13 protein-coding genes are annotated in these 12,853 nt (G+C 51.6%); 10 read left to right on the top strand and 3 right to left on the bottom strand.

Features of this window, described 5'->3' with window-relative positions; genetic code table 11:
• Positions 1–8: 8 nt before the first annotated feature.
• Positions 9–827 carry a hypothetical protein gene (locus V3U24_00195; GenBank protein ID MEE9165871.1) on the bottom strand — a complete coding sequence of 273 codons (819 nt, stop codon included), beginning with the start codon at positions 825–827 and terminating at the stop codon, positions 9–11.
• Between the two features lie 432 nt (positions 828–1,259).
• On the opposite strand from V3U24_00195, the gene V3U24_00190 reads away from it, so the two are divergent.
• The 4 genes from V3U24_00190 to V3U24_00175 are packed head-to-tail and all read left to right on the top strand — an operon-like array spanning position 1,260 to position 5,970.
• Positions 1,260–3,566: an MMPL family transporter gene (locus V3U24_00190; GenBank protein ID MEE9165870.1), complete on the top strand. Its 2,307-nt coding sequence runs from the start codon at positions 1,260–1,262 to the stop codon at positions 3,564–3,566.
• Positions 3,556–3,891 (top strand): hypothetical protein, encoded by a 336-nt coding sequence (locus tag V3U24_00185; protein ID MEE9165869.1) that lies wholly within the window; start codon positions 3,556–3,558, stop codon positions 3,889–3,891. Before V3U24_00190 ends, V3U24_00185 begins: the two co-directional genes overlap by 11 nt.
• A gap of 27 nt (positions 3,892–3,918) precedes the next feature.
• Positions 3,919–4,695, top strand: a complete 777-nt coding sequence (locus tag V3U24_00180; protein ID MEE9165868.1) for an outer membrane lipoprotein-sorting protein — start codon at positions 3,919–3,921, stop codon at positions 4,693–4,695.
• Between the two features lie 33 nt (positions 4,696–4,728).
• Positions 4,729–5,970: a DUF1302 family protein gene (locus V3U24_00175; GenBank protein ID MEE9165867.1), complete on the top strand. Its 1,242-nt coding sequence runs from the start codon at positions 4,729–4,731 to the stop codon at positions 5,968–5,970.
• Here the strand turns inward: V3U24_00175 and V3U24_00170 are convergent.
• Both V3U24_00170 and V3U24_00165 read right to left on the bottom strand, forming a co-directional pair.
• A complete protein-coding gene (locus tag V3U24_00170) occupies positions 5,967–6,350 on the bottom strand; it encodes a spore germination protein GerW family protein (GenBank protein MEE9165866.1) in 384 nt (127 codons plus the stop codon). The genes V3U24_00175 and V3U24_00170 overlap by 4 nt on opposite strands.
• Before the next feature lie 197 nt (positions 6,351–6,547).
• Entirely contained in the window at positions 6,548–7,141 is a 594-nt protein-coding gene (locus V3U24_00165; protein MEE9165865.1) for a DUF2953 domain-containing protein, read from the bottom strand.
• Positions 7,142–7,359: 218 nt separating this feature from the next.
• On the opposite strand from V3U24_00165, the gene V3U24_00160 reads away from it, so the two are divergent.
• The 6 genes from V3U24_00160 to V3U24_00135 are packed head-to-tail and all read left to right on the top strand — an operon-like array spanning position 7,360 to position 12,853.
• On the top strand, positions 7,360–8,319 hold the full coding sequence (locus V3U24_00160) for a PhoH family protein (GenBank protein ID MEE9165864.1): 960 nt from the start codon (positions 7,360–7,362) through the stop codon (positions 8,317–8,319).
• Entirely contained in the window at positions 8,312–9,499 is a 1,188-nt protein-coding gene (locus V3U24_00155) for a thiolase family protein (GenBank protein ID MEE9165863.1), read from the top strand. Before V3U24_00160 ends, V3U24_00155 begins: the two co-directional genes overlap by 8 nt.
• A gap of 2 nt (positions 9,500–9,501) precedes the next feature.
• Positions 9,502–10,644 carry an acyl-CoA dehydrogenase gene (locus V3U24_00150; protein MEE9165862.1) on the top strand — a complete coding sequence of 381 codons (1,143 nt, stop codon included), beginning with the start codon at positions 9,502–9,504 and terminating at the stop codon, positions 10,642–10,644.
• Between the two features lie 6 nt (positions 10,645–10,650).
• Positions 10,651–11,691 carry a branched-chain amino acid aminotransferase gene (locus tag V3U24_00145; GenBank protein ID MEE9165861.1) on the top strand — a complete coding sequence of 347 codons (1,041 nt, stop codon included), beginning with the start codon at positions 10,651–10,653 and terminating at the stop codon, positions 11,689–11,691.
• A 3-nt stretch (positions 11,692–11,694) separates the two neighbouring features.
• Positions 11,695–12,129, top strand: coding sequence for a transcription antitermination factor NusB (nusB, locus tag V3U24_00140; protein MEE9165860.1), 435 nt, complete (start codon positions 11,695–11,697; stop codon positions 12,127–12,129).
• A gap of 1 nt (position 12,130) precedes the next feature.
• Positions 12,131–12,853: a metallophosphoesterase family protein gene (locus V3U24_00135; GenBank protein ID MEE9165859.1), complete on the top strand. Its 723-nt coding sequence runs from the start codon at positions 12,131–12,133 to the stop codon at positions 12,851–12,853.

Below are 12,853 nucleotides of genomic sequence, written 5' to 3'. Positions count from 1 at the left end.
GGCGTGTGTCATGACGCTGCTAACCATTGACTGGTGAACCGTTTCTCATACCCTTTCTCGACTGAAAAATCGAAATCACTCATGTGCATGGATATCTGTGACCTGTAGTACATGGAATAGAAGTAATCGTTCATCGTCTTCGACACGGGAAGAATCATCTCTGACGGCTGCCACTTCAGGTAACGATTCTTTCCCTGTTCCAGAATCTTTTCTTCATGGCACGCCCAGGTAACCTGGGTCAGGTCCGTCGTTTTCAGAAGTCCTCTTTTAATCTTCTTGAGCATGGCCTCTCCATGGGGATCCACGAAAAGGAATTCCCGGGAATACATGATGGCGGAATGGAGGTAGTTCGGGACAATCAAGACTCCATCCGTCTTCAAACGCCTTGAGATCCAGTAGAGTATTTCGAATGTCTCCGATGACAGACCTAGCCCCGGAAACTCCTGTCCCGGGAGCTGAGGCCGGTCTTTTGTGAACTTGCCCAGAGGATTTTGAAGCAGGAGCCATTCAACGATGAGTATGTCATAAGGTTTCGTGGATTTACCAAGCCGGATCCCCTCGGGTAACGAGAAGAATGCACGCCTCACGACCACTTCGCATATGAGATGTTCCTCCCCTGTTTCCGTATGAAAGAATCTCAGGAGATGCTGGAAGGGCCTTGACGTGTCCACCTCCACGGAGATGTTGTACAATCCCCTCTGTCTTAGCTGCGCGAGGATTCCCAGCTTGTCCAGAGCTGACAGGATTCCCCTCCCACTATACTGTCCCAGGAAAAGGAAAGTACCGCGGCCGTGGGCGAGGTTAGTGAACAGGTCGACGTCGCCCAACTCTCCCGGCTCGTCCGGCTGAATCAGCTGAAGGACGGAGATCCGAGAAATGATATTTCTATATTTTCGCCTCTTTTTCAAATGAGGGCAAAAAGCGGTTTTTCCAAAATCATCTCGGAACTACCCTGTTACCCCGGCACGCGGAATTTAAGAAACTATGTATAAGATGTTCCCCTTGAAAGAAATTCCTGCTCGCGGGATTGTCAATCCTGTCAGGAAAAAGTCCGTCTATCCCAGCTGCAAATGATGGTGAAAGAGTACCGTCTGAGGGAGGAGCCGGGAACAAATCTTGTGGTAACTCTGGATGTTAGCATTCTAAATTGCATTTTGCACCTGGTTTCATAACACGAAATGAAGCTTCTCTAGTAGCCATCATCTCCCTCCTTTTTCAAACATTCACACAAGGTCTGTTCACCCGGCAAGGACGGAAACATGTCGAAGATCGTTGACTGGTGTCTGAAATATCCGAGGACGGTGACCGCTTCGGCAATTCTTATCACTGTCCTTTTTGGTTGGAAGATTCCATCCATCAGGATGAATCCTGACATAAAAGCCATGATTCCACAGGACTTTCCTCAGGTGGTAGCTCTAAACCAATTGGACAGTCTCTTTGGGGGAAGCGAAATTCTTGTGGTGGCGGTTGAATCCGATTCCGTTCTGGTCCCGGGTACGCTGGCAAAATTCGAGAGTATGCACAGGGAGCTGGAAGACATTCTGACCGTGGACCGGGTACTCTCGCTCTATTCCGCGAAAGAGGTCGTAAGCTCCACCGGTGGATTTGAGGTGACCGATATCCTTCAGGAGATTCCTCAAAGTGCTGAGGAGATCAGCGCTCTGAAAACCAGAATCAAGTCCAACGACCTGGTCTTCGGCAATCTGGTTTCAGAAGACTTCAGGAGTCTCTCGTTCCTTCTGATGCTATCGGCCAGCCTTGAACTGGATGACCAGAGGCTGAAAGAGGAAATCACAGAGCTGATTTCTGAGTATCGAGGTCCCGAGAACGTCTACGTGGCGGGTTTGCCTTTCACGCGGGCAGCCATTGTGGAGGGGATGCAGCATGACCTGAGGAAGTTTTTGCCCTACGGAATATTCCTCATGATCGTGCTCCTGGCGTTAAGTTTTCGGAGCTGGATGGGTGTTTTTCTCCCTTTGATGGTCGTGGCCATGTCAATAATCTGGACTTTCGGACTGATGGCACTCTTGAAGGTTGAGTTCGTTTTCATCAATGTCCTGATTCCTGTCATGCTCATAGCCGTTGCCAACGACTACGGCATACACATGATCGCCCACTACTTTGAAAACTTCAAGAGGAAGGTGTTTGTCAGGAGAGAGCCAAACATTCGGGAGACGACACTGAGTCTTCACCGCCCCATATTTCTTGCGGGCATCACAACGATCATAGGTTTTCTCAGCCTGCTGGGGCACATTCTTCCTCCGGCCAAAAAGGTGGGACTTCTGGCGGCATTTGGAATCCTGGTGGCCTTTGTACTCAGCTTAACCTTTGTTCCAGCGGGACTGCGCCTTTTGCGAATTCCTCCCTGGATTGCCGAAGGGGGCCAGGACGAGAAATTGAACAGTTGGCTCGCTGCATGGGGCCGGTTCTTCGTCCGGCGCCGGCGTCCCGTTCTTGCGGTGAGTCTGGTGATGATGGTCCTTTCCGCCGTGAAGATCCCTACGTTAACTATCGATACGGATCCCATACACTACTACCGGGAGGGAGCCGAGATTCGTGTGAATAACGAAAGAATCAGCGAACTGTTCGGCGGCTCAACCCAGCTTTCCCTTGTGGTGAATGGAGATATCAAGGATCCGGAAGTTCTCAAGAGGATGAAGGATATCTCTGACTTCCTGGAAAGCAGACCTTTTGTCAGTCAGTCCGTGTCAATCGTCGACCAGATTGAGAAAATGAACGAAGCGTGGAATGAGGGTGATCCCATCTTCCGAACTATTCCAGAGGAGCGGGCAGTGGTGGCAGCCTACTTGGAACTTTTTTCCATGCAGGCGGGAGATGAGGAGATTGAGCGGCTGGTCGATATATGGGGTGACTCAGAGCATCCCGAAGGGTTCCGGCACGCCCAGGTAATCGCCACGATCAATAGAATCAGCTCAGCCGAGGTTCTCAACCTGATTCGTGAAGTGGATGCCTACGTCGGTGACAAATACACCCGTGAAGAGGTCTCCCAGGTGACCGGTGCAGCTTCCCTCATGGGAGTCCTGACAGATCTCATCGCCCGTGGCCAGATCCGGAGTCTGGTTCTTTCCATTGTAATGGTCTTCCTTGTGACGGCTCTCGTGTTCAGATCCATTCAGGCAGGGATTTACAATATCATTCCCCTCGGAGGAGCTGTGGTCGTTGTCTTCGGCCTTATGTCATTGTTGAAGATTGAGTTGAACGTTGCTACCAGCATGCTGACAGGGATTCTCATAGGCGTTGGAATCGACTACACCATCCATTTTCTCTGGCACTATCGAGCTAATATCCGGCGTGGAAAGTCGGCTGAAGATGCCGTCATAGCCACGTTGACAACCTCCGGCAAGGGCATCATCTTTAACGCATTTTCAGTCATGGTTGGATTTGTCGTTCTGCTTATTTCAGGATTCCTGCCTATATATTTTTTTGGTTTCGTCATCATATTCTCTATCGGGATCTGTCTGTTCGGTGCCCTGGCGATCCTCCCTGCTCTTGTTGTAGGATTGAGACCCAAATTCCTGTTTCAGGGACCAAAGGATGATGCGTAGGTCTGTCAAGGGCAATCTCGATATCCTTCTGTCGCGGATCCTCATCACCGCTGTCATCCTGATTGTGGCCAGCTGGATCTGGGAGGGGGTCGCGCATCTATGGGAATGGTACTCAACAACCTCTGAAACCAATAGTGCATGGTCCAGTGTCTGGGATCTTTGCAAAAGAAACTTGAGCTTCTTCGTCGTTGCCTATGGAATCGTGTGTCTCCACGTATCGGGACTCGCCGAACTCAAGTACGAGAAGAATTTCTTGAAAGCATTCTTACTGGCTCTTTTCTTAACGCCTCCTGTCATGATGGGGATCTACGGACATCGTCGATAGGGAGAAACCTGATCTTGGAGGAGTGACATGAAGGTCGCGATTCTCTACATTCTTCTTGCATCTTACCTGCCGGGTCAGATGACGGGCCGTGAGATCATGGAAAAGGTCGATATCCACCCTGAGCCTGAGGATATGGTCTCCACCACAACAATGACGCTCATCAAAACAGTCGGTGAGCGCGAAAAAAGGCGCATGCGGGAAGTCACTCGCTATCAGAAGTTCTATCCGGAGGGGGAATTCTCTTCAAAATCCCTCGTCCGTTTTCTCAAACCCCCGGACGTGGAGGGTACCGGATTTCTCCTGTGGGAATACCGTGAGCCCGGAAAGGATGACGACCAATGGCTTTACCTGCCGGCCCTGAAAAAGGTTAAGAGAATAGTTGCCAGGCAGAAGTCCGAGAGTTTCATGGGAACCGACTTCACGTATGAAGATCTGGCCCGACGGGAAATCGATGAGGACACCTATGAACTCATCGGGGAAGAAGTGGCTTTTGACAGGGATTGCTACAAGGTGGAGGCGATACCCAGAGAAAAAGGTTCGAACTATTCGAAAACGATTGTCCTGGTGAGCAAGGACCAGTGGCTTGTGCGGAAAGTGGAGTACTACGACAGAAAAGGGAGATTGCTCAAAATCCTGGAGATTCCCGAAATTCGAAAGGACGGCGCTTACTGGACGACTCGAAACCTGGTTATGGAAAACGTTCAAAAATCCCACAGGACTGTACTCGATGTATCTGATGTGACTTATGATTCGGGGATAGATGACCATTTTTTCACGGAGCGGTTCCTGAAGAGAAGCAGGTAGAAAGAAATTGGGAAAATAGTACTGAAAACATTCTTGACTCTTCTGGCAGTTCCTCTCACGCTTCTGTACGGGGAGATCGACTTTGCCGGTTATTACCAGAACTGGACAGCCCTTCGTCTTCGTCAAGATCCTGATTTTATGCTCCTGAGAAATCGCTTGAGGCTGGATACTCAAATCCGTCAGGAGTCTCTCAGGGGATTCGTCTCACTGGACCTGAGAAATGATATGGAAAGCGGAGAAACTGACTTCGAGATCACGCTGAGGGAAGCGTATATAGACCTCTATTTTGAACGGACGGATCTGAGGATAGGAAAGCAGCAGGTGGTGTGGGGAAAGGCCGACGGTCTGTTCATCAACGATATTGTATGTCCCCTGGACATGCGATGGTTTCTTTTGCAGGATTTTGACAACATCCGCACGGGTCTTACCATGATCAGAGCGGATGTCTATCTTGGCGACTGGACGTTCGAAGGTCTCTGGATTCCCGAATTCGAGCCGTGGAAGTTTGCCGCTCAGGGGAGTGACTGGGAGTTTGGATTCGCACTTCCGGACACAATATTTTTCGGCCCTGAGGTGGTTAACATCTTCCATCTGGCGGAGCCTCAGCCTCCCGAATCGTCCCTGGAAAACTCTGAGGTCGGTGTAAAAGTTTCCACATTTATGTGGGGCGCAGACCTCGCTTTTCTCGTTCTGGATGGGTTTAACGATCATCCCGCGGCGGAATTAGACAGTATCGTGGTTTCCAATGGGAGCAGAATCGATTCCTACCTCACCCCTCGATACCGTCGTTCGAGAATGTACGGTCTCAACTTTTCACGAACTGCGGGACCCGCGTTAGTAAGAGGTGAAATGGGATACTACACCGACAGACGCTTCCCCAGCCCTGCGGACATTTCGTTTTCCTCCGTCAGTGACTATTTCCAGGGAATGGTGGGACTGGATTTCACGGGACCGTTCAAGGTCGCCATTTCGGTTCAAGGGATTCGTCAGCAGATTCTTGACCATACTCCGGACATGATCGAAGACGAGATCCATGACCTGGCAACTGTGGTGGTGAGAGGTTCTTTCTGGCGGGAAACGGCCACGGCCTTTCTACTGGGGATTTTTGATCCCGCAGAAAAGGGGGGACTGGCGAGAATCTTGTTTGACTACAGCTGGGTGGACGGCCTCTCGTTGAGTGTCGGTACCGATCTGTTATGGGGCGACGAGACTTCCATATTCGGTCAATTTGACCCCAATGACAACCTTTTCTTCAAAGTGAGGTATTATTTTTAGTCCGAGGACGACTCCTCAGACCTGGACTCTCCCTTTTTCTCCACAAAGTCCTTCACCTTCTCCGCCACCTTTGGGGCCATATCGATGAGTCTTCCCACAACACTCTCTTCGTGCCTGATGGAATAGAGTCTTGCCCCTTCTTCTCCTACAACGAAGAACGCCATCGGTTCAATACTCCACCCTCCGCCAACCCCTTCGCCGGAGCCTCCCTTCGATTTTTCTTCGCTGCCTCCCCCTCCCGCTCCGAAACCGAAGCTGACCTTCGAGACGGGGATGACAATAAACTCACCCGCACTAATGGGATCCCCCACGACAGTGCGGGTTTGCATGACCTTCTCTATTTCTCCCATAACGTTCTTGATAAGCTCTGCGACTGCCATGAGACCTCCTTTCGGTCTATAAATTCCTTTACTATAGGAACCAGAGAGATCACAGAGTGTATGAACTTAACATTAGACACTGTAAGAATGCTGTTTTGTTGGAAATCTGTATGTTTGTATTCCTATCGTGTGCAATGTTTGTAACTTTGTATTAATTATGATTCTCTGTGTTCTCTGTGGCTATTCAATTATCCAAATTAATGGCTTCGCGTGAGGAATAGTGAGCCCACTCTCCAGGCGAGAACTGCGGGTCTCGTCCGGAAGGTGGTGTAACAGTCAAAACTGAGTTTCTTCCGGGTGAAATCGGGTGTCACCTCAACTGTTCCTACGGATTGCGGGATCAGGCCCCTGATTGCCATGACGATGGCGAATGCCTGCCCCGTGGCAAAGGGATTACCGAGACCGAATTCCCCTTTCACCTGGAATGATTCCCATTTCACGGATTTCCAGATTTGCCCTGTTAACTTTCTTAAATGGAGAGATCCTATCTTGTTCCAGCTCTCCTTGAGGGAACTCTTTCCTATTGCCTTTCTTCTCTTGTCCCGTTTCCCGGTTCCCAGTCTTATTCTCACAAACGGCTTCTGGACCGGTCCCCAGATGAGGTAGCGGAGTCCCTTGCGATAGTCGAGCGAAACCCCCATTTTTCTGCCCCCGAGGCAAACGGTGGCGGAGTAGTCCAGCGAGTCGTTGCGCTGAGTGACTTTCCCTTCAAACTTGAAGCTCCAGGAGAGGAGTGACAGTCCCACGAGAAGGGCAAGAAAGGCCAGAACTAGAACAATTGCGTTCACCATTGACGACGAGAAAATATACGCAATCTGGGTCTAAAGTGAGAGAGATTGTTCCCGTCTCTTGCTCCCCAAATGACCTTGTTTGTCAGACCCCAGTTTTTTAGTTTTCGGCGTGCTTTTCGAAATGGAATTGGCGATAGATTCAAGCGCGACTATTCGACTTGATCTGTGGTAGAGAGCAGTTTTCTGAAGAGCCTTTTTAAGGCTTTTTTCATTGACAGATGAAAAAAACGATTGAACTCCATGGAATCGACGCCGTTGCAATCGCCGGTGTGGCCGACGCCAATCTCAAAATCCTCGAAGAATCTTTCCCTTGCAGTATCTTCCTCCGGGGAACGACTGTCCAGCTTGAGGGCGAACAATCCCACGTTTCCCAGATGGAGGAAGTCCTCCATGAAATGATGAAGACGTACGCAAGAAAGAATGATCTCGCTGAAGGTGATGTGCGGTCGCTCGTGGCACTCATCTCCAGGGGTGATCACATTCGCGAGGAGGAGCCGGAACCCGTTGTTCTCTACACCCAACATGGTACCATCTCTCCCCGTACGAAGGGTCAAAGAGAGTACTACGACCAGGTAAGCATCAATGATATAGCCTTTGCCATCGGTCCTGCGGGAACGGGCAAGACTTACCTGGCGGTCGCTTTCGCGGTAGCCGCTCACAAGAATCGCGAGGTGAAACGCATCATCCTGTCGAGGCCGGCGGTGGAGGCGGGGGAGAGGCTCGGATTCCTTCCCGGGGACCTCCGTGAGAAGATTGATCCATACCTGGCGCCGCTGTACGATGCGTTGAACGACATGCTTCCGGCAGAGACGTTAAAATCCCTTATGTCAAAAAGAGTCATAGAGGTCATCCCACTCGCTTACATGCGAGGCCGCACGTTGGACAACGCTTTCGTAATTCTCGATGAAGCCCAGAACTGCTCTGCCATGCAGATGAAAATGTTCTTGACGCGCCTGGGCCCAAACTGCAGGGCAATCATAACCGGGGACGTAACCCAGATCGATCTTCCTCCCACGGAGGAATCGGGTCTCCTTCAGGCCGAGCGTATCCTGAAGGGGATTGACGGAATCGCGTTCGTCTACACCAGTGCGGAGGACGTGGTTCGTCATAAGCTGGTGAAGGATATTATCCGGGCGTACCATAAGGTTAGAGACGTGGAAGAGGATCGAGATGGATGAGTTCAGGGAGGTCGTAATTGCGGGAGCAACGCGAACACCCGTAGGCGCCTTTCAGGGTTCCCTGAGTTCCATCCCTGCACCGCGTCTTGGGGCACAGGTCATCCGGGAGGCTTTGGCCAGGGCTAGGGTACCCGGAGACGCGGTGGATGAGGTGATCATGGGAAATGTTCTAACGGCAGGTCTTGGGCAGGCTCCCGCACGCCAAGCCGCCATCTATTCCGGACTTTCCCACAAGGTGGAATGTCTCACCATCAACAAAATGTGCGGCTCAGGGTTAAAGGCGGTTATGCTCGCCGTTCAGGCCATTCAGACGGCCGATTCGGATGTCATTGTGGCGGGCGGAATGGAGAATATGACAAGGGCACCCTATCTGTTGCCCGGGGCACGATCCGGCTTCCGTCTTGGGCACGGAGAAGTTCAGGACAGTGCAATCCTCGACGGTTTATGGGATGTGTACAACGACAAGCATATGGGAAGCTGTGCCGAAAGCTGCGCGAGGAAATACCACTTTACAAGAAAGGAACAGGACGCCTATGCCCGGGAGTCTTACGAACGGGCTCTAAAGGCGCAGAAAGACGGCTCCTTTGAGCGTGAAATAACCGGCGTGGAAATCAGGGACGGAAAGGGAAAGGTGAATATCGTCTCTGAAGACGACGAACCCAACCGGTCAGATTTTGGGAAAATGGAAAGGCTGAAGCCCGCCTTCGAGGAAGGGGGAACGGTCACTGCGGCGAATGCCTCGAAAATTAATGACGGTGCTGCGGCAATGGTCGTGCTCGCCAGAGAGAAAGCGGAGGAGCTGGGCATAGCTCTCATGGGGAGGATCGTAGCCCAGGCGTCCGTTGCCCAGGAACCGGAATGGTTCACCACCGCCCCCGTCGGTGCCATCCGGAAGGTACTGAAAAAGGCGGGGCTGGACCTGTCAGACATCGATTTGTTTGAGATCAATGAGGCTTTCGCTCTGGTGGCCATGGCCGCTTTGGAAGAACTCAATTTGGAGGCCGACAGGGTGAACATCCACGGCGGGGCGGTGGCCCTGGGGCATCCCATAGGTGCCAGCGGGGCGAGGATACTTGTTACTCTCCTCCACGCCATGGAATCGAGGGACGTACACCGTGGTGTGGCGGCGATCTGTATCGGCGGTGGGGAGGCTTCCGCCGTAATTGTTGAAAGGTCATAGCGTTGGAATTTGACTACACCGAAGAGCAGCTACTCGTTCGAAAAACTGCAAGGGAATTCGCCGAGAAGCATCTGGCGGCCGGGGCTATTGAGAGGGACGAGAAAATGGTGTTTCCCGGGGAGCAGGTGAAAATGCTCGGCGAAATGGGATTTATGGGAATCATGGTGCCGGAAAGGTGGGGCGGCTCCGGGATGGATAGCGTGGCCTATTCCATTGCTGTAGAAGAAATATCTCGAATCGACGCTTCGACGGGCGTTATCATGTCCGTCAATAATTCACTTGTCTGCCAGCTGCTGGACGATTGGGCCACGGACGAGCAAAAAAGCCGGTATCTGGAGAAACTGGCATCGGGGATTCAACTGGGAGCTTTTGCCCTCAGCGAGCCTCAGGCAGGCTCAGATGCATCCAACCTGCTCACATTGGCCGAGCGAGACGGAAATGAATACATACTGAACGGAACCAAGAACTGGGTAACGAACGGAATTGATTGTGATGTGGCTATCATCCTTGCCGTCACGGAAAAGGGGAGAGGACACAAAGGTATTTCCGCGTTCATAGTGGAGAAATCCTTCGACGGATTCAAAATGGGGAAGAAGGAGGACAAGCTTGGCATCAGGGCTTCCAGCACATGCGAGCTCTATTTCGATCAATGCAGAGTTCCGGCTCGAAACAGAATTGGCGAAGAGGGAGAGGGATTCAGGATTGCCATGCGAGCCCTTGATAGCGGTCGTATCGGCATTGCCTCGCAAGCCGTGGGAATTTCCCAGGCATCCCTGGAGGAGTCCATCAGATATTCCAAGGAGAGAAAACAGTTCGGCCAGGCAATCGCCGCGTTTGGGGCGATTCGTCAAAAGATTGCCAGAATGGCCACTGAGACCGAGGCGGCCCGGCTGCTCACGCACCGGGCGGCCGTACTCAAGGATCAGGGGAAACCGTTCACAACGGCTGCTGCCATGGCGAAATGGCACGCATCCAAAACCGCTATGGAATCATCCACGGAGTGCGTTCAGATTTTCGGGGGCTATGGATACATGCAGGAATACGGCATTGAAAGGCTCATGCGGGACGCCAAGATTACGCAGATATATGAAGGTACTTCGGAAATTCAGGAACTCGTGATTGCGAGATCACTTATAGAGGAGTAAAAGAACATGACCGTGGAATCAGAAGTAATGACAGAGATTGATTGGGAAAACCTTACGTTTTCCATCACACCCACTCATTCCATGTATCTCGCCCGGTGCAACGAAGGAGAGTCCTGGAAACCGGGGAAACTCGTCCCCTTTGGCGACATAAGCCTTTCACCCGCAGCGGGCGTTTTGAATTACGGTCAGGGCATATTTGAAGGAACAAAAGCATTTCGGACGGTCAAAGGGAGAATCGCACTTTTCCGTCCCGACAGGAATGCGAAGAGATTTCGGGAGTCAGCGGAACGGCTCTGCATTCCTCCGGTACCGGAAGACATGTTTCTGAATGCAGTCGTGGAAACGGTACGGGACAATGAGGAGTTCGTTCCTCCTCCAGATAAGGGGAGTCTGTATGTTCGTCCCTGCATCTGGGGAACCGGTCCCGTTCTTGGTGTAAAACCTGCCCCCTCCTATACATTCCTCATCTACGTCTCACCAGTGGGTCCCTATTTCAAGGGCGGAATGAAATGCCTTCATCTGAAGGTGACGAGACTTTTTCACCGGGCTGCACCCAGGGGTACGGGCAATGCAAAAGCGATAGGCAATTACGCCGCATCCCTCTATCCCTTGAAGCTGGCAAAGGAACGGGGTTTCGATGAAGTCATCTACTTGAACGCCGGTGATGAAAATCTCGTTGAAGAGGTGGGATCCGCCAATCTCTTCGCTCTGAAGGATGGGACTCTAAGAACGCCCCGGCTGGGGGGTTCTATCCTGCCTGGTGTCACCCGGGCTTCCGTTATCGAGCTTGCGCGTGATATGCTCAGTCTCAAGGTGGAAGAAACGGACGTGACTGTTTCGGATGTGCTGGAGGCCGATGAAGTCTTCTGCACGGGGACAGCTGCTGTGATCACTCCCATCGGAGAAATTACCACCGATGATGCTTATCGTGTCATTGATGAGGAGATCGGTGAAGTGACACAGGAACTCTACGACATTCTGACTGGAATCCAGCGAGAGAGAAGGGAAGATCCGTACGATTGGGTCTATCCCATTACCGAGTTCTAGTACATGACCGTCGTCAGCAAGCGCAGACTGGGGCGTGAGCTGGTTCTGCAGGCCCTTTACGCCTACGAGTTTACAAGGGAATCACCAGATCAGATTCTTGCGGATCTGGAAGGATTCCGAGATCTCGACCCCAAAATGCAAGAGTTCGTCCTCAGACTCCTGAACAAAACCGTTGAATACCAGGAATGGGGCAAGAATGAAATTGTTCGGAGACTGGAGAACTGGGACTACGATCGGGTCGCCCTCATCGATCGACTGATTCTTCAGATGATGATCGTGGAGATGGTCTTTCTGGATGATATTCCTCCGAAGGTTTCCATCACCGAGGGCGTTGAAATTGCCAAGAAGTACAGCACCGCGGAAAGCGGGGCCTTCATCAACGGAATTCTCGATTCCGTTTTCCATGCCCTGGACAGCCTTTCTCAGCCAGTAAGGTAGTATGCGTCTGGCCGTCATCTCAGACATTCACGCAAACAAGGAGGCGCTGGATGAGGTCATGGAATCCATCAAGCACAGATCCATCAACAGCATTTTCTGTCTCGGCGATCTTGTCAATTACGGTACTGATTTTGAATACTGCATCGATTTCGTGGAGAACCGCGCGGAGACATGTGTCATGGGGAATCATGATTCCACGGTCATTGGTCGCGATCCTCTCTGGCACATGAATCGAGAAGCCCGGAGGTCTGCTCGATGGACCATGGCCCGGCTGACCCATGAGCAGAGATCATATCTTGAGAGTTTACCCATGGATCATTCGCATAATGACATCCTCTTTACCCACGGCTCGCCGGAGTCCCCGGACCGGTGGCATTACATTACAAACTGGTTTGATGCGGCGAGGCAATTTGATAATTTTCAGGAGAGGATCTGCATGGTCGGTCATTCACATATTCCGGGCATCTACAACAACCGGGAAGAAGGGAATTTCTACAGTGAGCGGATCCATTCGCTGGATCCGGAATCGAGGTACATTGTCAATGTGGGCAGCGTTGGCCAACCGAGAGACCGGGATCCCAGAGCATCTTATGTCGTTATTGATGAGGGGGAGGGGACTGTCGAGTTTGTGAGAGTGGAATACGATGTGGAAAAGGCATCGAAAAAAATCGCTTCAGAGGGTATGTCGAATTTCAATGCCCGGAGAATTCTAGAGGGGATCTAG

Source organism: Candidatus Neomarinimicrobiota bacterium (assembly GCA_036476315.1).
Taxonomy (GTDB): Bacteria; Fidelibacterota; Marinisomatia; order Marinisomatales; family S15-B10; genus JAZGBI01.
The sequence above is the reverse complement of the archived record's forward strand: the minus strand, read 5'-3'. Positions and strand labels throughout refer to the sequence as shown.

What these genes read in the sequence shown, in the direction of transcription:
- V3U24_00190 (MEE9165870.1), top strand. Translation starts at nt 1,260, where the DNA reads ATGTCGAAGATCGTTGACTGGTGTCTGAAATATCCGAGGACGGTGACC.
- V3U24_00185 (MEE9165869.1), top strand. Translation starts at nt 3,556, where the DNA reads ATGATGCGTAGGTCTGTCAAGGGCAATCTCGATATCCTTCTGTCGCGG.
- V3U24_00180 (MEE9165868.1), top strand. Translation starts at nt 3,919, where the DNA reads ATGAAGGTCGCGATTCTCTACATTCTTCTTGCATCTTACCTGCCGGGT.
- V3U24_00170 (MEE9165866.1), bottom strand. Translation starts at nt 6,350, where the DNA reads ATGGCAGTCGCAGAGCTTATCAAGAACGTTATGGGAGAAATAGAGAAG.
- V3U24_00165 (MEE9165865.1), bottom strand. Translation starts at nt 7,141, where the DNA reads ATGGTGAACGCAATTGTTCTAGTTCTGGCCTTTCTTGCCCTTCTCGTG.
- V3U24_00160 (MEE9165864.1), top strand. Translation starts at nt 7,360, where the DNA reads ATGAAAAAAACGATTGAACTCCATGGAATCGACGCCGTTGCAATCGCC.
- V3U24_00155 (MEE9165863.1), top strand. Translation starts at nt 8,312, where the DNA reads ATGGATGAGTTCAGGGAGGTCGTAATTGCGGGAGCAACGCGAACACCC.
- V3U24_00145 (MEE9165861.1), top strand. Translation starts at nt 10,651, where the DNA reads ATGACCGTGGAATCAGAAGTAATGACAGAGATTGATTGGGAAAACCTT.
- nusB (MEE9165860.1), top strand. Translation starts at nt 11,695, where the DNA reads ATGACCGTCGTCAGCAAGCGCAGACTGGGGCGTGAGCTGGTTCTGCAG.
- V3U24_00135 (MEE9165859.1), top strand. Translation starts at nt 12,131, where the DNA reads ATGCGTCTGGCCGTCATCTCAGACATTCACGCAAACAAGGAGGCGCTG.